The organism is Fictibacillus phosphorivorans, from assembly GCF_023715845.1.
Taxonomy (GTDB): Bacteria; Bacillota; Bacilli; order Bacillales; family Fictibacillaceae; genus Fictibacillus; species Fictibacillus phosphorivorans_D.
Genome location: NZ_JAMBOR010000004.1, coordinates 140,824 through 164,372 on the forward strand (window position 1 = coordinate 140,824; position 23,549 = coordinate 164,372).

At 38.7% G+C, this 23,549-nt stretch carries 22 protein-coding genes; 4 read left to right on the top strand and 18 right to left on the bottom strand.

The window, feature by feature from the left end:
• The first annotated feature begins 140 nt into the window (after positions 1-140).
• Complete coding sequence (locus M3206_RS05245) at positions 141-1,253, top strand: aminopeptidase (protein WP_251311439.1); 1,113 nt, start codon at positions 141-143, stop codon at positions 1,251-1,253.
• Between the two features lie 107 nt (positions 1,254-1,360).
• Here the strand turns inward: M3206_RS05245 and murC are convergent, their stop codons facing one another.
• The 7 genes from murC to M3206_RS05280 all read right to left on the bottom strand — a co-directional run bounded on the left by murC (position 1,361) and on the right by M3206_RS05280 (position 9,827).
• Positions 1,361-2,668, bottom strand: coding sequence for a UDP-N-acetylmuramate--L-alanine ligase (gene murC, locus M3206_RS05250; protein ID WP_251311440.1), 1,308 nt, complete (start codon positions 2,666-2,668; stop codon positions 1,361-1,363).
• Positions 2,669-2,906: 238 nt separating this feature from the next.
• Positions 2,907-4,004, bottom strand: a complete 1,098-nt coding sequence (locus tag M3206_RS05255; protein WP_251311441.1) for a nicotinate phosphoribosyltransferase — start codon at positions 4,002-4,004, stop codon at positions 2,907-2,909.
• A gap of 213 nt (positions 4,005-4,217) precedes the next feature.
• The gene (locus M3206_RS05260) at positions 4,218-6,959 is read right to left on the bottom strand and encodes a DNA translocase FtsK (RefSeq protein ID WP_251311442.1); all 2,742 of its coding nucleotides are present in this window, start codon (positions 6,957-6,959) and stop codon (positions 4,218-4,220) included.
• Positions 6,960-7,111: 152 nt separating this feature from the next.
• Positions 7,112-7,924, bottom strand: coding sequence for a DUF1444 family protein (locus tag M3206_RS05265; protein WP_251311443.1), 813 nt, complete (start codon positions 7,922-7,924; stop codon positions 7,112-7,114).
• A gap of 67 nt (positions 7,925-7,991) precedes the next feature.
• Positions 7,992-8,417, bottom strand: coding sequence for a preQ(1) synthase (gene queF / locus M3206_RS05270; protein WP_251311444.1), 426 nt, complete (start codon positions 8,415-8,417; stop codon positions 7,992-7,994).
• Positions 8,418-8,479: 62 nt separating this feature from the next.
• Positions 8,480-8,806, bottom strand: coding sequence for a thioredoxin family protein (locus tag M3206_RS05275; protein WP_251311445.1), 327 nt, complete (start codon positions 8,804-8,806; stop codon positions 8,480-8,482).
• A 13-nt stretch (positions 8,807-8,819) separates the two neighbouring features.
• Positions 8,820-9,827 carry a PTS transporter subunit IIC gene (locus tag M3206_RS05280; RefSeq protein ID WP_251311446.1) on the bottom strand — a complete coding sequence of 336 codons (1,008 nt, stop codon included), beginning with the start codon at positions 9,825-9,827 and terminating at the stop codon, positions 8,820-8,822.
• Positions 9,828-9,995: 168 nt separating this feature from the next.
• Between M3206_RS05280 and M3206_RS05285 the strand changes: the two genes are divergently transcribed.
• Positions 9,996-12,158: a methyl-accepting chemotaxis protein gene (locus M3206_RS05285; RefSeq protein WP_251311447.1), complete on the top strand. Its 2,163-nt coding sequence runs from the start codon at positions 9,996-9,998 to the stop codon at positions 12,156-12,158.
• Between the two features lie 300 nt (positions 12,159-12,458).
• Here the strand turns inward: M3206_RS05285 and mltG are convergent, their stop codons facing one another.
• From mltG to queD, 6 genes are all read right to left on the bottom strand, one after another.
• Positions 12,459-13,475 carry an endolytic transglycosylase MltG gene (gene mltG / locus M3206_RS05290; RefSeq protein WP_251311514.1) on the bottom strand — a complete coding sequence of 339 codons (1,017 nt, stop codon included), beginning with the start codon at positions 13,473-13,475 and terminating at the stop codon, positions 12,459-12,461.
• Between the two features lie 118 nt (positions 13,476-13,593).
• Positions 13,594-14,115, bottom strand: a complete 522-nt coding sequence (locus M3206_RS05295) for a DUF84 family protein (RefSeq protein ID WP_251311448.1) — start codon at positions 14,113-14,115, stop codon at positions 13,594-13,596.
• Between the two features lie 14 nt (positions 14,116-14,129).
• Positions 14,130-15,203 (bottom strand): M42 family metallopeptidase, encoded by a 1,074-nt coding sequence (locus M3206_RS05300; RefSeq protein ID WP_251311449.1) that lies wholly within the window; start codon positions 15,201-15,203, stop codon positions 14,130-14,132.
• An 87-nt stretch (positions 15,204-15,290) separates the two neighbouring features.
• Positions 15,291-15,962, bottom strand: a complete 672-nt coding sequence (queC, locus tag M3206_RS05305; RefSeq protein WP_251311450.1) for a 7-cyano-7-deazaguanine synthase QueC — start codon at positions 15,960-15,962, stop codon at positions 15,291-15,293.
• A 4-nt stretch (positions 15,963-15,966) separates the two neighbouring features.
• A complete protein-coding gene (locus tag M3206_RS05310) occupies positions 15,967-16,695 on the bottom strand; it encodes a 7-carboxy-7-deazaguanine synthase QueE (RefSeq protein ID WP_251311451.1) in 729 nt (242 codons plus the stop codon).
• Positions 16,692-17,165, bottom strand: coding sequence for a 6-carboxytetrahydropterin synthase QueD (gene queD, locus M3206_RS05315; protein ID WP_251311452.1), 474 nt, complete (start codon positions 17,163-17,165; stop codon positions 16,692-16,694). The genes M3206_RS05310 and queD overlap by 4 nt, the downstream gene beginning before the upstream one ends.
• Positions 17,166-17,396: 231 nt before the next feature.
• Between queD and M3206_RS05320 the strand changes: the two genes are divergently transcribed.
• A complete protein-coding gene (locus M3206_RS05320; RefSeq protein ID WP_251311453.1) occupies positions 17,397-17,705 on the top strand; it encodes a PepSY domain-containing protein in 309 nt (102 codons plus the stop codon).
• 46 nt (positions 17,706-17,751) lie between these two features.
• Here M3206_RS05320 and M3206_RS05325 read toward each other — a convergent pair whose 3' ends face one another.
• The 3 genes from M3206_RS05325 to trmB all read right to left on the bottom strand — a co-directional run bounded on the left by M3206_RS05325 (position 17,752) and on the right by trmB (position 19,991).
• The gene (locus M3206_RS05325) at positions 17,752-18,288 is read right to left on the bottom strand and encodes a hypothetical protein (protein ID WP_251311454.1); all 537 of its coding nucleotides are present in this window, start codon (positions 18,286-18,288) and stop codon (positions 17,752-17,754) included.
• A gap of 126 nt (positions 18,289-18,414) precedes the next feature.
• On the bottom strand, positions 18,415-19,254 hold the full coding sequence (locus tag M3206_RS05330) for a YtnP family quorum-quenching lactonase (RefSeq protein ID WP_251311455.1): 840 nt from the start codon (positions 19,252-19,254) through the stop codon (positions 18,415-18,417).
• 95 nt (positions 19,255-19,349) lie between these two features.
• Positions 19,350-19,991, bottom strand: coding sequence for a tRNA (guanosine(46)-N7)-methyltransferase TrmB (trmB, locus tag M3206_RS05335; protein ID WP_251311456.1), 642 nt, complete (start codon positions 19,989-19,991; stop codon positions 19,350-19,352).
• 120 nt (positions 19,992-20,111) lie between these two features.
• On the opposite strand from trmB, the gene M3206_RS05340 reads away from it, so the two are divergent.
• On the top strand, positions 20,112-20,396 hold the full coding sequence (locus tag M3206_RS05340; protein ID WP_251311457.1) for a YtzH-like family protein: 285 nt from the start codon (positions 20,112-20,114) through the stop codon (positions 20,394-20,396).
• A 51-nt stretch (positions 20,397-20,447) separates the two neighbouring features.
• Here M3206_RS05340 and M3206_RS05345 read toward each other — a convergent pair whose 3' ends face one another.
• Together M3206_RS05345 and pulA are read right to left on the bottom strand one after the other, a co-directional pair.
• Entirely contained in the window at positions 20,448-21,230 is a 783-nt protein-coding gene (locus tag M3206_RS05345) for a phosphotransferase family protein (protein WP_251311458.1), read from the bottom strand.
• A 141-nt stretch (positions 21,231-21,371) separates the two neighbouring features.
• Positions 21,372-23,513 (bottom strand): type I pullulanase, encoded by a 2,142-nt coding sequence (pulA, locus tag M3206_RS05350; protein WP_251311459.1) that lies wholly within the window; start codon positions 23,511-23,513, stop codon positions 21,372-21,374.
• Positions 23,514-23,549: the final 36 nt, after the last annotated feature.

Here is a 23,549-nt window from a genome sequence, read left to right on the forward strand (position 1 = left end):
CTTTTCCCGAGTTTTTTTCAAAGAAAACGTGTTTTATAAAGTATTCTTGGCTAATATCTAAATTCCTTTAATTGAACATTACAAATTGTTTAAATTAAGTTAAAATAAAGAAGATATTATTAAATAGGGGGATATTCAACATGAGAGACCCGCGAATTCAGCAACTCGCGAAGAATTTAATTACATATTCAGTAAACTTGCAGCAAGGTGAGAAAATTCTCATTGAAAATTTCGGACTTCAAAAAGAACTAGTTAATGCTTTAATTCAAGAAACATATGCAGCAGGCGGATATCCATTTGTATTATTAAAGGATCATTCAGTCATGCGTGCCCAGTATTCTCAAGCATCAGAAGAGCAAATGGAGATCATCGCCAAACATGAAGGTGAAATGATGAACCAGATGGATGCCTATATCGGACTCCGTTCAGGCGACAACATTAACGAAATGTCAGATGTTCCTTCTGAAAAGATGGCACTCTATGAAAAAACCATTTTTGCTATGCACCGCAAAATCCGTATTAAGAAAACAAAATGGTGTGTACTTCGTTATCCAAACGCTTCTATGGCTCAATCCGCAAGCATGAGTACGGAAGCTTTTGAAGATTTCTATTTTAATGTATGTAACCTGGATTACGGAAAAATGGATGAGGCAATGACAGCTCTTAAAGATCTAATGGATAAGACTGATAAAGTTCATATAACAGGTCCAGGAACGGACCTGTCGTTCTCTATAAAGGATATCCCATCTATCAAGTGTTCGGGTCAGAACAACATTCCAGATGGAGAGGTATTCACTGCACCCGTTAAAGATTCAGTAAACGGTACGATTACCTATAATACTCCATCCCCTTATAATGGTTTTACTTTTGAAAATGTACAGTTAACTTTTGAAAATGGGAAAATCATAAAAGCAACGGCGAACGATTCAGAGCGTATTAACAAAATCTTTGATACGGATGAAGGTTCACGCTATGTTGGTGAATTTGCAATCGGAGTTAACCCATATATTAAACACCCGATGAAAGATATCTTATTCGATGAGAAAATTGACGGAAGCTTCCACTTCACTCCGGGTCAGGCGTATGAAGAAGCTTATAACGGAAATGATTCTAACATTCACTGGGATATGGTCATGATTCAGCGCCCTGAATATGGCGGCGGAGAAATTTATTTTGATGATGTTTTAATTCGTAAAGATGGCGTATTTGTACTACCTGAACTTGAACAGTTGAACCCAGAAAACTTAAAATAATACGAGAAAGACCGCCTAAACACCAATCTAGGCGGTCTTTGTTTTTCTATTTTAAATGAAAAGAAGCTGACACGATAATCGTTATTACCGGCCAGCTTCTTCTTTTATTATGGGGTTGCTGTAAGTGCCTCTTCGTATGCTCTTTGGAACTTTTGGATGTCTCCAGCTCCCATAAATAGAAGAACGCCATTTTCGTATTTCTTCAGAACATCGATGTTCTCTTCTGTGATAAGTTTCGCATTTGGAATCTTCTCTTTCAGATTATCAATTGATAGATTACCTGCATTTTCTCGTGCTGAGCCAAATATATCACACAAATATACCTGGTCTGCTTCACTTAGGCTCTCAGCAAATTCGTCCAAGAATGTCTTGGTGCGTGTAAATGTGTGTGGCTGGAAAATAGCAACCACTTCACGATTTTTATACTTATACTTTGTAGCTTCAATGGTAACTTTGATTTCAGTCGGATGATGCGCATAGTCGTCGATCAAGATTTGATCGCCAACTGCCTTCTCTGAAAATCTCCGCTTTACACCTGTAAAGCTCTTTAACTGTTCTTTAATGATATCCATTGGTAATGTTTCATAATGACAGATTGCGATAACAGCTAATGCATTCAATACATTATGAGTACCGTAACCTGGGATTTGGAACGTGCCATAAAACGTATTGCGAACAAATACGTCAAATGTTGTTCCTTCATCACCACGTTGAATATTTTTAGCTTGGAAATCATTATGATCTTCAAATCCGTAGAACACTACCGGGACTTGAGCATGAATCTGTTGAAGATTCGCATCATCACCACATGCGATAATCGCTTTTTTCACTTGCATTGCCATCTGCTGGAATGCGCTGATTACATCATCTAAATCTGAAAAGTAATCAGGATGGTCAAAGTCGATGTTTGTAATGATCGCATAGTCTGGTTCATACGACAGAAAATGTCTGCGGTATTCACAAGCTTCAAACACGAAGTACTCACTGCCCATACTGCCTTTTCCAGTTCCATCACCAATTAGGAAAGAAGTCGGCTTTGCTGCACCTACAACATGTGCAAGCAATCCAGTCGTTGAAGTCTTTCCGTGCGAACCAGTAACGGCAATAGAAGTGAATTTTGAAAGGAACTCACCAAGAAAATGATGATACCTGTGAATCGGTATGTTTTTTTCATTTGCAGCTTGAATCTCTTCATGCTGCTCACCAAATGCGTTACCCGCAATAATGGTCTGACCTTCTTTAATGTTATTTTTGTCAAACGGTAAAATAGGAATGTTTCTTTCTTCAAGCGCTGACTGTGTAAATATATACTGAGTAATATCAGATCCTTGTACATCATGACCCATGTCATGAAGGATTTGTGCCAACGGGCTCATCCCTGTCCCTTTGATTCCAATAAAATGGTATTGTGTCATGTAAAGCCCTCCACAAAAAGAACACCTTCTAAAAGGCCTATTTGTTTTATTATATGCCTGATCACTTGAATGGTTATATCTTACAAATTACAGGCTGATTCAAATACTTGAACCATTATAGCAAAAATAAAGTTTCATCACCATGATAGAAAAATGATAAGATTCTAAAAGACCGATATTCAAAGAATACCTTCCTATTAACTTCACCCAAAAAAAGAATATTTAATCCAATCCAAACCTATTCTACACGTTCAAGTCTTGGATTATGTCGATAGATTCTTCCTGCTTTTGCTTGATGGTTATCATGCATCAGGACGTTGTCCCCTGTAAAACCAATATTGATCTTTAGCAGATTACTGCCAACTCCATAGATATCAACAGGAACTTTCTGCTCCTCAAACTGCTCAATTCTTTCTTTTGTGAATCCTCCGCTTACTACGATTTTTACATGATGATAGCCTTCTTTATCCAGAGCCTGACGAAGTGCAAATATCAACTCAGGGTTAACTCCTCTTGGATCGAATGAACCGAGTACATCTGGATTTCTGAAAAAGTATTGATCAACCATCGTACGCGAAGTATCAACTCTTACACCTTTTAGTGTATCCCCAAACTCTCTCGCTACCTTTAGAGCATCTGTAATTACATCGTTGTTATAATCCACAAGTGAGATAAGATCATCTTCAGGAAATTTTGCATGATAGGCTTTCGTAGCTTCAACGATATCGCCATTAAAAATTTGTATAAGAGCATGAGGCATAGTACCCATCCCTTTTTTGCCCCACCATTCGTTCATAGCATGTGTAGCTTGTGCGGTCGAGCCTCCGATATAGGATGCATATCCATCACCAGCTTGCTGAGCAAAGTGGTCGTCTCTGTCACCCATAAAAATAACGGGCTTTTGGATACCCGATTTACTCGCAGCCTTCACTACATTATAAACATTCGTCGCAACTGACGTTCTTCTGGCCAGGATTCCATCAATCATCCCTTCTAAGAAGCCAAAATTCTGATAAGGTCCTTTTATAGTAAGTACTGTTTCAAAAGGTGAAATTTTGTCTCCGTCTTTCAAGGAGTAGATTTCTAATGAGTCAGGATCTTTAGCAAACGTTTTAATAAGGGCAATCGCCTCATCCGATCCACATAGAACAGCATCGCTCTTTTGGAAGAATTGCATGGTTACTACATTATCAGGTTTAAATGATTCAACGATTTCACATGTTTTAAGAAAATAAACAGCAGAGAACCAACCCTCTCTGATCCGTTCATCAAATTTAAATGTTTTATTCGTCAGCCGCTTGATTTTTCCCTGCAGCTTTAATTCTATTTCTTTCATCTATTTACTCCTCATGACTTTTTCATGGTTAATAACAGAAAGGAACTATTCCCCACATTATAATAGCCGACCAATCCCAATAACTCAAGGAAATCCTTTAAGACGTTGTCTTCTTAAATGACATTCGTCTAAAAAAAGAAAAACTGACGGAATCTCCGTCAGTTCATGAAACATTCTTTAAAAAGCATCACATTTATTGAAAAAATCGTTATCTTAATCTACTTGACTGTATAAACGATTCTCTAATTCTTCTTGCGTAAGAAGAACGTGTCGTGGTTTGCTTCCCATTGCCTCAGAAACTAATCCGAAGCTCTCCATCATATCAACAAGTCTTGCAGCACGATTATATCCGATTCTAAATCTGCGCTGCAGACTAGAGGAGGATGCAGCCCCTACTTCGATCACATAATAGCAAGCTTCTTCAAAAAGCTCATCTTCGACCTCTGTTGTTTGCTGATGCTGAATCAGTTCCTCGCGAGTGAAGAGATATTCTGTTTGGTATTCTTCTTTTACATATCGCGTAACTTCTTCAATTTCTTCATCAGAAACAAAAGTACCTTGGATACGGACGGCTTTATTCGATCCGTTTTCCATAAATAACATGTCCCCGCGACCTAATAAACGTTCAGCTCCACTCATATCTAGAATCGTTCGTGAATCAATTGCCGAGGAAACCGCAAATGCTGTTCGAGTCGGCACATTCGCTTTTATCAGACCCGTTATTACATCAACCGATGGTCGTTGAGTTGCGAGCAGCAGATGAATACCACAAGCTCTAGCTTTTTGAGCAATTCGGCAGATGGCTTCTTCGACTTCCTGTGGAGACACCATCATCAGATCAGCAAGCTCATCAATAACGACTACAATATAAGGCATCTTGTTCTGATAGAGTCTTTCCTGTTCCATCTTTTGGTTATAGCGTTTGATCTCTCTAACACCCGTTTTTGCAAACTCTTCATAGCGTCTTTCCATTTCTTCTACCGCCCATTTTAAAGCAGCCGTAGCTTCTTTTGCATCGGTTATAACAGGTGTAACAAGATGAGGAATATGATTATATGGTGCCAGTTCAACCATTTTAGGATCAACAAGCAAAAGCTTTACCTCATCTGGTTTTGCTTTATATAACAAGCTTACTAATATGGAGTTAATGCAGACACTCTTACCTGATCCTGTGGCACCTGCAATGAGACCATGTGGCATCTTTTGCAGATCGGTTACGACAGGCGCTCCAGAGATATCAAGACCTAAGGCAACCGTCAAAGGTGAAACAGAATTTCTAAATACGTCATCCTCAATGATTTCTCGCAAGAATACAGCTCTACTATGCTGGTTCGGCACTTCAATACCAATTGCGTTTTTACCTGGGATAGGCGCTTCAATACGAATATCTCTAGCAGCAAGACTTAATTTGATGTCATCTGTTAGATTCGTAACTTTGTTAACCTTAACACCAGGTGCAGGCTGAACCTCAAATCTCGTTACAGCAGGCCCTTTTGTCATATGAACAACTTTTGCATTCACGTTAAAGTTATCCAATGTTGACTGAAGAGTATGCTTTTGTTCATTCAGCCAAATATCATCATCTTCTAGTGAGACAGCCGTCTTATTTAAGAACGATAAAGGAACATATAACGGTTTGTCCTCATTGCCCTTACTTTCTAGTGTTGTTGGAAAAGTAGGCGTTTGAGGCTTTACTGTTGTTTGCTCTTTTTTAGGCTGAGACCTGTTAGACTGTCTGTCTTTTTTAAGCATCAACACATTAAACGGCACATACTGCCCACCACTTCTTGGTGTTTCGCGTCTATTAACTGGTGCTGTTTCTTTTTGTTCTGAACTTTCATGATCGATTCTTTCTTTTTGAACGGGTTCTGCTTGATCAGAAGAAGAACGATGGCTAGGATTTCTTTTTTCTTCTATCTCAACTGGTTTATTGAATACCTCTGGTGCTTCTTCTTGAAAAGGTACCCCCGTTTCCTCAGTCTGGATTACTTGTTCCCGTTCAGGTTCTTGTAACTCTTGTTCTTGCACCCGTTCCTGTACCAGTGTTACTTTTTGTTCTTGCTCTTTTTGTTGTTCAGTTTCAAGCTCATATTCAGGTTCAAATGGTTGTTGTCGTTCTACTTCCTGTTCTTGTTCTACTTTAATTAGAGGCTCGACATTATGAATTTCTTGAACACGTGGTTCTTGTGCTGTAATAGTTTCTTTAGGAGTCTCTGGACTTAAAACAACATTTTCTCTCATTTCTTCAGAAACAAAAACCTTTTCTTCAGTTGATGAAGGGAGTACCTCATCTACAGATTTCAGTAGTTCTTCTGCAATCGAGTTCTTTGGAGGAATATCTCTTCCAATAAAAAGAATCCCTTCAGGTTTTCGTTTTCCATAACCATAAACAGGCGACGGAACATCAGTAGGGGTAAACCGTGATTTATTCTCTATAGATGAATCCTTAAATTCGCCTGTATGCTTTTTCAAAGCATTGTTATTCTTTTTCTCAAAACCATAAATCGGCGATGGGATCTGAGTAGCCTTGAAAGCTGGGCGTTTAGGCTCTGGTTTCTTCTGTTCCGAAGCTTTAGAAGATGCCCTTCTGCTTTCATTTCTAGCCGTTCTTTCATCTCGGCGAACTACTTGTTCTTTCTCAAAGGTGTTTTCTTTTGGCTGATATGTATTACGTTGTTTTGGTGCGTTTTTGCTTGTTTTTTCATCAGGTATTACAGGAAAACGGAAAGGAGCATTCTCTGGGTACTTGTGCAGCATTTTTGCCGAATGTTGGTTCTTCGACTGAACGGACTTTCTCCCATTTTTGAAAGCTGGTTTTTTGACCGGCTTAGGCGGTGGTGTGCCTTTCTCATCTGCAGGCTGTTTTTTCACTGAATCTTCTTCATGCTCATATACAGATTCATCGTCATTATCATCGTCAAAAAAAGTATTCATTAATTTTTTTATCCAACTCATTTTTCTCACCTATTTCTGTTGGTTGTTTCTTTATTGTAGCGAAAATAGAAGAGAAACAATAGTAAAAATATTAATTTGAGCACACACGATTCAAAAAGAGAAATAAAAACCACTAGAATGTTCTAGCGGCTTTTATTTAGTAACATTTTTGATCAATCGTTCGTCTCATCCTCTATCGGCTTATTTTTCGCTAAAATAAAGACAGGCTCCAGTTCTTTATTCTCATACATAAAAGGTAAAGCCGTTACAGGTACGCGGCCGTTCATGAAAAATTGCATAGCCATTTGGGCCAATATATCATATCCCTGCTTGTTTTGAATATCTGCAAGAATTAAGACATCTTGATGAGGTACAGCTACAGCCATCTCACCTTGTATAAGCTTCTTCATCTCTTCTAAAAAGCTTATATTCAGGATCCTGCTCGCATCATAACCATCATTATGATTTAAAAAGAAAAAAGTATTTCCGGCTACCTGATCCTGTTTATAGTCTGTTGACAAGCGCTTCACATTAAATCTTGCAGCATCAACAACCTGAGACTCTTCGATATTTAATTCCCTCATCTTATGATTCGTCAAAAGTTTATATGTTTTGCCTAGGTCTAAAGCATAATAAATTCTAGTTTCTGCAGTATGTTCCTGATAAAAGAGTTTCTCACCCTCTGGGGTTTCTGAAGGAAATGACGCTGAACGGATAACAGGGAAAATCTGCGAAAGAACCTTTTCATCAGCAGATAGATGAGGCGCCTTTAATCCTTCTTCAACATAATAGACGAGCTCCTCTAACAACTGATCTTTTTCTTTCTCCCATTTCGCACTAAGTCCACCTAAAGAGAGTGTCACACCTTTACCTGTTTTCGTATCTTGTACTCTCAGCGTTTCTTCTTCTCTCATGTAAATTATTTCGCGTTCAGGATTCGAGAGTTTTTGTTCCAATGCTTTTTTTAGTTTAATCGTATTGCTCAAACCGCTGCCTCCTTTCGTTTATCGAAACGTATATCAACGTGAAAAACCTCCATATGGAGGTTTTCATTTAGTTGCTGCTATCTTCTTTATATTCTACTACTACTTCTGTTCCTAATCCGCCGCGTGCGTTCCAGTTTCCTGTAACTTTTAAATATTTAGGCTTTAAAAGTTTTACTAAATCTTCTTTAATACGGTTTGTTGCATGTTCTTGGTAGATCCCAACGTTTCGATAAGAAGTTAAATAATATTTTAAAGACTTCATCTCAACTAAATCCTTGTTTGGAATATAGCTGATGATAATATCCGCAAAATCCGGAAGTCCTGACCAAGGACATACAGAAGTAAATTCAGTGGTAGGAATAGTAACCAATGTTTCTTTACCTTCATATTCAAACGGAATAGTTTCTAATATATCAACTAAAATAACATTCTCATCTTGTATATCAAAACGAATTCCTTCATATTTACTGTGGTTCACTTCAACTTTTGCCATACTGTGTTACTTCCCTTCGTTAAAAAGATCACTATACCGCTATTATACCATATACGTTTCGCCTATTTGTTTAGGATGTTTAATTCGTTTAAAAAGGCTGTGATCTGCTCTTTTGTTTTTCTCTCTTTATTCACATAACGACTGATTTCTTGTCCGTCTTTAAAAGCTACAAAACTGGGAATTCCAAAGATGTCTAATTCCTGGCAGAGTTCGATGAGTTCATCACGGTCTACATAGACGAATGGATAGTGTGGGTATTCTTTTTCGATTTCAGGAAGGATGGGTTTAATCACAACACAATCCGGACACCAATCGGCAGAGAAAACCGCTACAGTTACACCAGATTTTATTTGCTCGCGAAATTGTTCGATTGATTTTATATGTTCCATTTTAAGCAGCTCCTTATTGATTTAGTTTCATATCACCGAATTTGATTCGGCCTGTCTTTCTTAGCCATTCTGATAGTAGCAGACTAACAATGATAGGGCCTGCAAAATGCAAAATAAATATAGCAAGAAATGTTTCAAAGGTAAAGCCCATCGTCCTGAGTGTCATTATTTGACCCACAAGTCCGCTCGTCCCCATCCCTGCACCAGCCGGAATATTCTCCATTTTAAAATACAACGTTCCGACCGGAGCTAGGATCATACCAGCAAAGGTTGGAGGTATAAGGATATAGGGATTTTTTACGACGTTTGGAAACTGTAGCTTCGATGTCCCAATTCCTTGTGTTAACCAGCCTCCAAAGCCATTTTCTCTATAGCTGCTTGTTGCAAATCCAATCATCTGCGCTGCGCATCCAATTGTTGCTGCTCCCGCAGCAATCCCCTCAAGCCCTAACATCATTGCGATAGCTGCTGAAGATATCGGTCCCGTTAACGCAAGTCCTAATAAAAGGGCTACTAAAATCCCCATGATTAAAGGTCTTTGCTCCGTGGACCACATGACAAGCTGGCCAAACGCTTTCATAAATTGATCGATTCCCGGTCCTATAAAAGCAGCAACGGTATAACCAATTAAAATGGTTACGGCAGGAGTGACCAAAATATCAAATTTTGTTTCACCTGACACTAGCTTTCCGATCTCAACCGCTAGTAGGGTTGCGACAAAACAACCCGCGACACTGCCCAGTTCAGCTCCCGCTGCTCCCGCGATTCCAGCTGAAAAGAGCACAAGCGGAGGAGCTTTTAATCCATAAGCAACTGCGGTACCAATTACAGGTCCCATTAAGGTCATAGCCAGTTGCCCCATTTTAATAAAGAAAGGAATAGATAACTGCTCACCGATTGTTTTAAAAATCAGCCCCACTACTAGTGAAGCCATCAAACCAAGAGCAAAATATTGAAAGCCAGTAATAAAGTATATCTTTGGTGACAAACTTACCCCTTTTTTATGTAAAAAACTTCTCATGAATTTACTCCTTTATACGAGTTAGAAAACATAGCACTATCACATTATAACTCCTTTTCCAGAGGTGTAAAGACACATGTAAACAAAATGTGCTGTTCCTTCACTGCCTTTTAAGAAAAACTTCAAAACCCATAAAAAAAGCCGATAAAATGGCAGGGAGGGATACATATGAACATGACGATACGAAAAAGGGTTCGACTGATGCTTTTTATCAGTTTAGCCGGAATGATAGTAATACTTGCATTTATCGGTTTATTTTTATGGCAGAATACGAAAATGGAAAGCGATCGAGAAAGCGTGCAAAATGCCTTTCTTTCAAGCAGCAATATTCGAAGTTCCTTTAATGAAGTCCGTAAAATGGAACAAGAATACTTGCGTGCCCCAAGTACAGACGGCAAACAGAACGTCCTTACTCATATAATAAAGTTACAAAACGAAACAACGAAGTTTGCAAAAGAGACAGGTAACACATCCATCAAAGGGATCGAAAATGATCTGTCTTCTTATCAAACCTCATTTGAGTCTGCGACAGGTCTAACTAGCCAGCTGAATTCACTAAAACAACTGATGACAGATACTTCAGATGAGTTTGCTGAAACAGTAAAGACTATGAATGATCAGGAATTGCTCGTAAACTTTTTGCAAATGCAAACATATGAAAAAGATGTTCATATTAAATACGATAGTACTTCCGTAAAGGACTTTAAGGACAGTGCTAGTACATTCGATCAAATGCTGGATAAAAAAGATCTGCCTGAAGACCAGCTTTCAAATTTCAAATCAAAACTATTAAAATACACAAATTCTGCAGATTCCATTCAAACCATCACAAAGCGAATTGAAGATGACATAAAAACTTTTGAAAAAATTGCTAGCGTTGTAGACCAATCAACAGCAGATGCTGAAAAATCCTTACAAAAGGAGAATACAGCTCTTATTGAAAAACAAAAATCGGTTAAATTTTGGCTGACAATCTCTTTACTAGCTCTTAGTATCATCATTCTTGTTATTTTAGGGGTCATTGGTGTATGGCTTTTACGCTCCATCCAATCATCCATTTCAGTACTTAAGGAAGGGGCAACCATTATCGGTGAAGGTGACCTCTCTTACCGTGTACAAACTTCTTCTAAAGACGAGATGGCTGACCTTGCTAAAACCTTTAATGGAATGGCAGAAAAGATGCAGAAATCGATGAACGAAGTAAAGAACGCTGCTGAAAAGCTTACAGGTTCTTCTCAAAATCTAGCAGCTGTTTCAGAAGAGACAACTGCACAAAGTGATGAAGTAACAGAAGCGATCTCCCAGGTTGCAACGGGTGCTCAAAGTCAGGCAGATCACCTTCATGAATGTACGGTTCTTTTATCTGGTGTAACAGAATCCATTAAAGAAACAGCAACGATTAGTGACAAGATTTCCCTCGATGCACAAAAAGCAGAAAACGAAGGTAAAGCTGGCTCAGAAACCGTACAGCGGCTGAATATGCATTCCGAACAATTCTTAAAACTGGCTCAAAGCTTAATTTCTGAAATCCAAGATGCGTCTAAACAGTCAAAACAAATCAATTCGATCGTAGAAACGATTCAAGAAATTGCCGGCAGTACTGATTTACTTGCCTTAAATGCAGCCATTGAATCAGCAAGAGCAGGTGAAGCAGGACGCGGGTTCTCTGTAGTAGCAAGTGAAGTTAGAAAACTTGCAGAACGATCTAAAAATGAGGCACTGCGTATTCAACAGCTTGTAAAATCAATGACAAACCAGATGGAGCTATTATCAAAAGAAACCGTCCGATTTGAGCAATACAGAAACGATCAGCAAGTTTCTGTACAGCAAACAGAACAAGCTTTCACAAGTATTATCCATAATGTTTCTAAAATTAATGGCAGGATCACTCAAGTCAAAGGCGCGATCGGTCGTGTTGAATCTGCAAATGAAAACTTATCGGAAAAATTGTTCGAGGTAAGCGCCATATCAGAGGAATCTGTTGCAACAAGTGAACAAGTAAGTGCTTCAAGTGTTCACCAAAAAGAAGCGATCCACCAAGTGAACCTAGCTGCCACCGAATTACAAGAAATTGCACTGACACTTCAACAGGAAGTCGATCAATTCCGTTTAAGCGAGGAGCTAATTCCTGAAGAAGAAGTTCAATTTATAGACGAGTATCAAGAAGTTGCAGCGACAAAAGAAGAGGATGAATATGTCGCAGGTGACTTTTCAAATGAAGTGGCTGTTGAAGAAGCAAGTGAGAACGGAGATGATATTTATTCCCTTTCCATTGAAGAAGAGGTAACTGAAGAAGAAGACCCTATTCATGATCGTGAAAGCCAAAAGTAAATAATAACGGAAGAGGATGATTCAAAAGGAAGAACTTTTGAAATCATCCTCTTTTTTGTTTGGAAGATGTGCCGCGTTGTTGAATAATGAAATTCACGGTACGTGTTCTTTTATTTGTTACACGTTCGCTCAGAATTTTTGAGTACCGCTCAAAAACGCTGAGTTACGCTCAAGATTCTCAAGTTACGCTCAAAACACTCCCCGTTTCGCTCAAAATCCTTCTTTTTCGCTCAAACTACCTCAAAATAAATCATTCAAACTTAAATTCAGACACGTAGAAGGCCAAATTTCTAATCGAACTTAATAATTCCCGCTTAGTTTCGTATATTTTCGGTGTTCTTTATAGGTTTTAGCAAAATAATGACTCCATGTGCCGTCCTGTTTAGCAACAAAGTAATAGTAATCATGTTTCTCAGGGTCAGCCGCAGCTCTTAATGAATGAAGATCTGGACTGGCTATCGGTGCTGGGGGCAAACCGGGATTTTTATAAGTATTGTATGGACTTTTTACCTTTAGATCTTTTCTTTTTAGTACAGCTTTGGGTTTGTCCAGTAAATACTGAACAGTTGAACAGGATTGCAGTTTTTTCTTGTCCTCGATCCTGTTTACAAAAACACCTGCGATTTTAGGTTTTTCTTTATTTAATAGAGCCTCTTTTTCAATAATCGAAGCGAGTGTTATCCATTCATAGGGAGTTTGGCCGGTCTTGATTTCAATCGAATTGGTTTTTTCAATAAAACGATCTGTCATTTGACGAATTACTTCTTTCGCATCCAGTTGTTTTTCAAAAAAATAGGTATCGGGAAAAAGGAGTCCTTCCATTGCATATTTGGTCCCCTTCTGTACTTTTTTGTCTTTTAATTGTAAATGTTCCAATTGATCGTCCCTTAAATTATTCCAGGTCTTAGCTGTATTTATAAATTTATCTCTTGAAGTGATTCCATTTTTACTTAACCGGTCAGCAATTTCTATTACTGTTATACCTTCAGGAATTACGATCTCTACAGCTTCGGTTTCTTGGTCTAGTGTAGATAGGTCTTTAAATAAACTTTTGTAGTCTGACCCTTGTTTTAATGTGTGTTCACCAGCAGTCATGTTAGACTGTTTGCCAGTAATCATTCCATACATAGTGAACATAAATTTATTACGAATGAATCCTTCTTTCTCTAACTTCTCGGCAAGCTCTCCTATATCGGCCTTCTCTTTAAGAATAAACGGTTTTTCTGCTTTGCCTTCCACTGGTCTCATCTCATAGAAGGACCATAACAAAATGCAGACAAGAAAGACTAGAGAGACTCCTATAATTCCCTTCACCATTTTGTTCAAGATTAATCCGCCTCACATTTTTGTTTCTAATCTGCCCAGATCACTGCAAATCATTCTTATTGTCTGTTTGTGATCTAAAAGTTGAAAATACACAAAAAAAGAAGCGCCTCTATGAGACACTTCCTTTATTTCGATAAACATACTGACCTAAAAGGATGGTAGCTATGTGAGAGAACATTTCGCTTCGGGATAAGTGCCCTGCTGTAAATACGCCGATGGCACCATCCTTTTTTCTGATTTCTGGATCATTTGTCCATTCTCCCATCAACTGTCCAAGTTCCTTGCCTTGGCGCAACCCTTCAACGATCAAAGGAGGAAGCAAGATTCTGGCTCCCGCGGCAGTTAAGATAATTCCTTGTTGATCAGCAATTGCTCCCCAATTACTCAAATACATGCCATCTTCCATTTCCATGACGCCACCTTCGAAACCAAGACCAATGTCAGCACCTTTTTCTACACAATCTTTGGCACGATTGATAGCACCTGTCTTTGTTTCTTCATCTGAAAATGGCTGTGAGGAAACAAGGGAATTCGATGAGAAGACAGAGAGCTCTGCTTGCTCAAAATGATGCAAGAAAGCATCTGCAGCTTTTATTTTTGCGGGATTCGATGACCCGATTCCAATTTTCATTGCACATTCATTCCTTAACTGTTTTCTAAAATGGTTTGTAGCGTGGAAGTATCCGCAGTCTTAATCAAATGAATTAGCAACTCTTTCGCCGCCGCATAATCATCGACATGAATGATTGAAGCATGCGTATGAATATAACGCGAGCAGATACCAATCACGGCAGATGGTACACCATTACCTGACACGTGAACGCTTCCGGCGTCTGTCCCGCCTTGCGAAATAAAATACTGATATGGAATTTTATTTGATTCAGCGGTATCTAAAATAAATTCTTTCATTCCTCTATGTGTAACCATGGTTCGATCTAGAATTCGTAATAACGCCCCTTTTCCAAGTTGGCCGAATTCACTTTTATCACCCATCATGTCATTCGCAGGGCTCGCATCAAGTGCAAAGAATAAGTCTGGCTGAATGAGGTTGGCAGCAGTCTTTGACCCCCTGAGTCCTACCTCTTCCTGAACGGTTGCACCGCTATAAAGTTCGTTCGGAAGAGTTTCATCTTTAAGTTCTTTTAAGAGTTCAATCGCTAGGCCCACACCATAGCGGTTATCCCAAGCTTTGGCCAAAATCTTTTTAGGATTCGCCATCGGATTGAATGGACAGATTGGAACAATTTGCTGACCGGGTCTTACTCCCATGTTATACGCATCTTTGTCATCATCTGCTCCAATATCAATATACATATGCTTAATGCCAACCGGTCGATTGCGCTGATCGTCAGAAAGAAGATGCGGAGGTGTTGAGCCGATGACCCCCGTGATCACTTCTCCAGAGTCTGTGTATACGTTCACTCGTTGAGCCAGTAAAACTTGGCTCCACCAGCCTCCGAGTTCCTGAAACTTCAGCATTCCATTCTTTGTGATCTTTGTAACCATAAAGCCCACTTCGTCCATATGGCCAGCAACCATGATTTTAGGTCCACCGTTTCCCTTTTTAACACCGAAAATACTCCCTAGTCCATCTTGAATGATTTCGTCTGAAAATGGTTCGATCTCCTGACGGACAAACTTGCGAAGATCTCTTTCGAATCCTGGTGCAGCAGGCATCTCGGTCAACGTTTTAAACAATGCGAGTGTTTCTTTATTCATAACAAAAACAACCCCTTCTCGTTAATCCTATGTACTCATTTATTGTACACCTTAACTGAAGGGGTTATCTAGATTTATGACCTTTGTTTAGTTTTCATATGCGATTGGATCAACAGAACCGGCTTCTTTAAATCCTTTAAGCCGTAGCTGACAACTGTCACATTTACCGCATGCTGTTTCTTTTCCGTTATAGCAAGAAGTTGTTAGTCCGTACGGAACATCAAGTGATAATCCAACTTCAATCGTTTCCTTTTTCGAAAGATTGATCAAAGGGGTTTTCACAAGGATGTTCTGTCCGGTAACCCCGGCTTTCGTTGCTAAGTTAATCGTCTCTTCCATGCTCTGAATAAACTCAGGCCGGCAGTCTGGGTACCCACTATAATCAACTGCAGAGACTCCTGTAAAAACAGCTGTTGCACCTATTACTTCTGCATAAGCACTTGCTAATGCAAGGAATATCATATTTCGGGCAGGCACATAGGTAACGGGGATACCCTCTTCAGCCTCGGTTGGTACATCTACTGTTTCATCAGTTAAAGCACTTCCACCTATATCTTTTAAGAATGTAAGGTCTACAATTCTATGATCAGTAACTCCATAGATTTTCCCTACTTCAACAGCTTGTTCTACTTCACGATTGTGACGCTGTCCATAATGAAAGGTAATAGGGTAAAGATCATAGCCTTCCGCTTTCGCAATGCCCATGCATGTTGTGCTATCTAATCCTCCGCTAAGGACAATCACTGCCTTTTTACTCATGAAATTAAACCCCTCTCTCTTCTGGGTGCCAGATTACTTTATGAAGCTGCAAGCTAAGTTTCGCATTCGGCAAATGACTTTGTAATAACAACTCCACTAGTCTTCTTGGGGGCATACTTTCCCAAACAGGACTTACACAAATTTGCCCTTTTCGATAATGTTCTGTCACCACTTGCTGTGTGATTTCAAAATCTTCTTCAGATCCGATCACGAATTTTATTTCATCCTGGTTTTGAAGTTCCTTAAAGTTGTCCAAATTCATTTTTTCCATCTCTCCGGAGGCAGGAAGCTTATAATCCATTACAAACCTCATTTTCCTTTGAAGTTCTGGGTGAGAATTACGAAGGTTCTCAAAAGGTTCGAGATCTATGGCACCATTAGTTTCGATATGAATATCTACGATGTGATCTAGATCAGCCATGGCCATGAGCAAGGCTGCGGACTTTTCTCGATGAATCAGCGGTTCTCCTCCAGTGAAACAAATTCGGGTAGACCGAAATGACCTTATCTTTGAGATGATTTCATCAATGGTTGCTTCAAATTCAGGTTTTGCAGGTGCATAGCTGTATGCCGTGTCGCACCATGTACAGCGAAGGTTGCAATGGAAAACTCTCACAAAAACAGTGGGATAACCTGCTTGAAGTCCTTCACCTTCAACCGTTTCAAAAATTTCAACCATCGGTAGTTTCCAATGATTCCAGATGTCTTTAGATGGCAAAACAAATGAACTCATTCTCCCACCATCCATTCTCTTTTTAAAACAGCATAACTTGTTGGTGTTTCATACAGTTTTAATTCTTCAATACGGTGTCCTTGTTCAGACAAACCTCTTTCATTTAGTTCTTCTTCAATCTGTTCCCAGATCCAAACAATCATATTTTCAGCCGTTGTATTCATAGGCGGGAGCACTTCGTTTAAATAGCGATGATCAAGTTTTACATCTATTGATTTTTTAAATATTTCTTTCACTTCTCCAAAATCTACGGCTATCCCGATCTCATTTACATACCCGCTCATCGTAATGACCAGTTTATAGGTATGGCCGTGAAGGTTCTTGCATTTCCCCTCATAACAGTGAAGATGGTGAGCTGCGTCAAACGTAAATTCTTTGCATACAGCAACACGCTTATTGTGGTATTTTAATTGCTCACGCTTTATATCACGATCAAGCATTTGTACATCTTTTGGAATTTTAAATGTCATTCCAGTCCATCCTTTCAATGGAGAGCACGAAAACAAAAAAATCTCTGCACATGCAGAGAGTGTGTAAATCATTCTTCACGCTCCCTAGTTTTGTTTTAGGAGGGGTGGGAATCTCGAACCCTCCATCTGTATCAAGAGTATCTTAACAAAAACAGAGAAGAAAAAGAAGGCTTTTCTTTGTTATACTAACAAATAGGAGAAATGAAACTCTACATAAGGTGGTTATTGAATATGAACTGGAGAAACCTGATTTTTGCTGGACTATGCGGGGCTGCAGTAGGATATGCAGTTACGAAAAAACAAACAGAGTGGCTTTCACCGGAAAAAGCGTTAAAAATGTTAAAAACAAAAGCAAATGAAACCTACAACATTTCAGGCTCATGGATTTTAGTAAACCGGGAGAGTGCTTCTGTCTTTGGTCTTCCCTACACAGTCTATAAAGGTGGTTTTTCTGATTCCAGTTATGGTAATGCCCCTGTGCATTATGAATTTTTAATCGATGCTAAAACAGGAACCCTGCTTCAGCTGGAAGAAAAATAAAAAACAAGCCCCGCATTGGCTTTTTCAGCTAATGTGGGGCTTTGTTTTAACGATATAGGCTGTCTTGATTAAAAAGGTTGTTTTCAATCTTGAATTTTGTAGTAAGGTACTGACGCTTTTCCCAAACAGTCAAAATAAATAGTGGTACTAGAATTAAGACAAACAATAAAGCTGTAACCACGATAACATCCATATGAGTTCCTAGATCAGACTCATGTTTCTTTTTATATTCTTCGATCTTATCGTTCGCTTTTGCAACTGCACCTTCAGCTATTAATTCATTTTTGTCAGCATCATAATACACAACTTCAGTATGATCGAAGTAAAAAATATTATCTCTGACTGTGTCATAGTTAGCAACCGCAACAGTTACTTCAGAAGCATCTAACTCAGAGTCTTCATTAGGAAAAGATTGCACATCAGTAAGTGTTAGAGAACCTTTTTTGTAGTCTTTGTGCTCACTTTTAATTCCTTTTTCAATGGTTTTCTTCATTTCATCAGTTGCTGTATCTGCAGATGCGAAAGATCCGAATGATAGAAACAGCGCAAAAACGGTAAAGATGGCAATTAACTGCTTTTTCATTTTTTAATCCCCTTTCAATTCACCTCTAGAATCATTAAAGAAATAGATCATTTCATACCTTTCATATTTTAACATATCCTGTCGATTTCTACATTCACTTTAAAATGGAAACTCTATGACTTTTTTTCACATTTTCGGAGAACGTGGTATTCTTTCCACTAAGTTTCCGTCTTTGTCCCACTTTACAGCTCTGTAAATGCAGTCATGGTAGAAGAAATACCACGTATCAGGCTTGATCCACTGTTGCTTCGCGAAGATCGATGTCATGGGATAATCATCATAGGCTAAAACCCAAAGTGGGTTATGGTGAGCGTGTGTTGGCATGATATCACCTAAATGATAGATCTTTTCGCTGCCTACAGTTAGCTCAATAATCGAATGACCGTCACTATGGCCACCAGTATGGATCATCTTAATTCCTTTTATCGGTTCGATCTCTTTTTCAAAAGTTTTCACTTGGTGCTCAATCGGCTCCCAATTTTCACGCCAATATGTATTTTGTGAACGAATATTAGGGTCTTTCAATTCTTCCCACTCTGTTTTCGAGGTGTAGATGACAGCGTTTTCGAAAACGGGTACCAATTTCCCTTCTTCCCATTTAGATAGTCCGCAGGCATGGTCAAAATGCATATGAGTCATCAGGACGATATCGATATCAGCCGGCGTTAGTCCTTCTTTTTCCAGACTCTTTTCAATAACTGACTCTTCCGTAACACCATAGTTTCTTAACTGTTTATCCGATAATTTTCCGGATCCGATTCCAGACTCAACTAAGATATTTTTACCCTCAAAGCCTTGTATAAGAATCGGCTCTGTTCTTAACTCAATCTGATTTTTTTCATTAACAGGGTATCTTCTTTCCCACAAAGGTTTTGGAACAACACCGAACATAGCTCCACCATCCATATGTGTTACTCCGCCGTCAAGCCAAGTTAATGCAATCTCTCCGATTTCCCACTGGTCCATATCAATCATTGTCTCCTTTCTCTTCACTCCTCTTACAAGTGTATCATAAGACCTTCATTCCGAATAAAAGAAAAACCCGGTGAAATCACCGAGTTTTAAGAACGAAATTGTGCTTCCATTCGATAAATACGAAATCCTTTTTCTGAAAACTTTTCTTCATATTCAGTCATGATATTATCTTCCATCCCACTGTTATGAAGATCAAGACTAACATCCTGAAAAATCATGCCATATTTAGACATACTATGAAGGGAATATTCAAATAAACCTTGGTTATCCGTTTTAAAATGAATTTCACCTTGTTTTTTTAGGATGGTTTCGTAACGTTCTAAGAAGCTTTCATGTGTAAGCCTTCTTTTTGCATGTTTTTTCTTCGGCCATGGATCAGAGAAATTAAGATACACACGATCAATTTCTCCCTCTTCAAAATAATCTAAGAGGTGTGTAGCATCTGCACGTATTAATTTAACATTGGAGGATCCATCTTCTAAAATTCTGTCCAATGCACTTACGATGATGCTGTCATAAAGCTCCATTCCTAAATAATTGATAGATGGATTCTGCTTACCCATGCCGTTAATAAACTGACCTTTACCCGTCCCGACTTCAATATGGATCGGGTTGTCATTTCCAAAAAAAGAGCTCCATTTTCCCTTCATGGACTCAGGATGTAATGAAACGATTTCAGTGTTTTCCATTAACTTCTCTTTAGCCCAAGGCTTAAACCGTTGACGCATAACAAATTCTCCCGTCTTACTTGTGTTTTTATATAAATGATTTTATTCGTACAGATTATTATTTCAAGGATATTTTTTTCTTAACTCCATAACCTATGCAATGAAAGGAAGTGCAGCAAAATGCCATTAAATCATCATGATCAATTGCATATTATTCGAGATCTACTACAGGACCATTACACGGATTGTACCGGTTCACCTTCAGAATGTGCACAAATTGAACGCTTGGCTGCACAATTGATTGAAAATGGTGAAATTCATGAAGAAGTAAGGAGTATTTTGGCCAATATTAACGAATATAGCCATACAGGTTCCTCCCATCAACACTTGGAAGAACATATAACTAATCATCGTCCTCACCTGGAATCTTGGATTAATACAATTCAGACACATCACCCATATTAAGACACTATTCCCTAGGAAATAGGAAATAGTGTCAGGTTTACATTTAAATTGTCAGATCGTTCCCGCAAGTTCCTTAATACTTTCAGCTAACTGGGCAGTTTCTTTTGACTGCCCTTTTTCTTTATACCAGAAAAACGAACTGATCGTTTGTGCAAGTACATACCAATGCATCCTGCGTTCAAGATCATCATCTAATGTTTGACCATAAATGTTAAGCCAGTCATCCCACTCTTCATAAGGAATATAGCTATATAGCAGCATACCCAGATCCAAAGCAGGGTCTGCAATCATCGCACCATCCCAGTCAATTAAAAATAATTCATTCTTATCACTGAGAAGCCAATTGTTATGGTTCACGTCACAATGACATACCACCAAATTCTCAACTTCGACTTCTGATGCCGTTTCCATGAGATAAGCAAATGAATCATTAATAATTTCAAGATAATCTTTTTCTTTTCGCATCTGTTTTTGGATATCATTGAGCATTTCAACAGGTGTCAGACGCTTTTTCTCTAGACGGTTCATCATACCCAATAGCTCCTGAGACTGATGGATCTTTGCTAATAGTTTAGCAACGTGTTTGCTCTTCATGTCAGCGGCTTTTAATTCCCGTCCGTTAAGCCATTGCTGTGCAGTAATAACATCACCGTTGCCAAGCCTTTTGGTCCATAATAATTTGGGTACTATGCCTTCAGCTGAAAGAACAGCTAAAAACGGAGAGGAATTACGCTTTAAGAACAGTTTTTGGTTCCCGTATTCAGCTATATATGCTTCACCTGTTGCTCCACCAGCAGGGGAAACCTGCCAGTCTTCTCCCAAAATCTGTTCCAAAATGTTCACCTTCTTGTCTAGTTAAATCCGTATTTTATTTATGTTCTTTCAGCAAAAGAATAGGATTCCGTATCAAATAAAATACTGCGAAGACATTATTTTAACACAAAAAGTCAATAAAAGCACTTGAATATTAAGACATCAAATCTCATCGTGTACGATTAAAGAAAATGATAAGGGATGAATTACATACGTACTTGAATCCAATTTTTTTATCGTACGTTCTCCGTCTTCAATCGCGATTCTCCAAGATCCGGAAATGATCGGAATCTCAACCGCATTTACAGTTTGATTGAAGATAAGCAATACTTTTGCCCAATGAAAATCCCTAACCTTTTTATCGGTTAAAGAATGATTGATTTCCACACCAAAGACACCTTCGGGCAGTCCATGTAACTGCTTAATCCTGCTTTCCTCTTCACGAAAGATAGGCTGTTCATTTCGAATCTTAATCAACTCTTGAAAGTATTTAACATCCTTTTTGTTTTTTTCACAATCATGCCAATTCAGTGCATTAATTCGGTCTGGCATATTATAGCTGTTCTCAGCCCCATGTTTTGTACGATAAAACTCCTGCCCCGAATGAATAAATGGAACTCCTCGTGAAAATAAGGTAAATGCAAGTGCAAGCTGCTGACGCCTTTTTCGTTGCCATTCATTTTCATCTGGATGACGGATCTTTAACAGATCATATAACGTATGGTTATCATGGCATTCTGTATAATTAATGCTTTGTTTTGGAGATGAAAACTTGTCATCTGTTCCGGAGTACCCTTTTACGGATTTCAGTATTTTATCTTTCATGGAATCATCCTGATTGCCATTTATAAATCCTGCAGAACCATCAGTAAATATACTTCCTTTTACACTATCGCGAAAGGAATCGTTAAAAAACGAATAATCAGGAAGGGCTTTTGCTGAGGCTAAGGTAGCTCTTTTATCTGGTTCGAGATTCGTATTCAAGTCCCAGCCTTCTCCAAGCAAAAAGATTCCAGGATTTAAAGATTTTAGTTTTTGAGCCGCCATATTCATTGTTTCTACATCATGTATTCCCATTAAGTCAAAGCGAAAACCGTCGACTTTATACTCATTTAACCAATATAAAAGCGCATCTATAATGAACTTTCGAACCATTTTACGCTCTGAGGCTGTATCATTTCCAACCCCTGTACCGTTCACAGGATTTCCGCCTGCATCATATCGAAAATAGTAGCCGGGCACCAGCTTTTCAAAAGAGGATTCTTCTAAAATATAGACATGATTAAATACGACATCTAAGATAACCGAGAGTCCATTGTCTTGCAGCGTTCGAATTAATGTTTTCAATTCTTGAATCCGCGAGATTGGATGGCTGGGGTCGGTTGCATATGACCCCTCCGGTGCAAAGAAATGAACAGGATCATATCCCCAGTTATATTGGGAATCTGGTTTTGTTTCATCTACACTTCCGAAGTCTGCGACTGGCATTAACTGAACATGCGTAATCCCCAAACTTGTTAGATAATCTAGCCCCGTCATCATTCCAGTAGATGTTTTTGTATTTCTTTCGGTTATACCGAGATATTTACCTTTATGTCTCACACCACTGTCGGGGTGTATCGTGAAATCTCTAACGTGTAGTTCATAGATGATACTGTCGGTTTTCGAACGAAGATTCATCCTTTTTTCGGAACGGTGCCACTGGTCAGGATCCGTTTTCTGCAGATCGATGACGACGGACCTCTCACCATTAATGGTTACGGAACGTGCATAGGGATCTGTTGTTTCTACCCACTCATGATTAACGTTAGCTTTGTACATGTACTCTGTTAAATGATGGTCACCTTTTAATGTGAATTGCCATACTCCTTTTTCTGTTCGTTCCATGCTTGCTTCTGAAAAACCGATTTCCCCTACACGTTTATATTTTAGCCGCATTTCAACAGCAACAGGAGACCATACTCTGAAGACTGTAGAACCAGGTGAATAAAGAGCGCCAAGAGGACCATCTTCAAAAAAGAGCGCATCAAATTGCTCTGTTCGAACTATACTGCCTATTTTAAGAGGGATTTGATCTTCGTTTATCTTTATCCAATAACCTTTGCCCATAACGATTTGAATTGGAGATTTACATTTGTAAATATATTTATTATGATAATTTTCTTGTTTCAGTAATATTAAGGAATGTATAATCCCATCCGCTTGTAATAATCCAAACGATGGTATGATTGAAAAAGGCTTTTTAGCTACTATCGTTATTAGTGAAAAGTCATCAATATAAGCTATTGTTTCAACGTTCTCCAACCCTGTTCACACCCCTTTAGTCTGCTATTACATCAT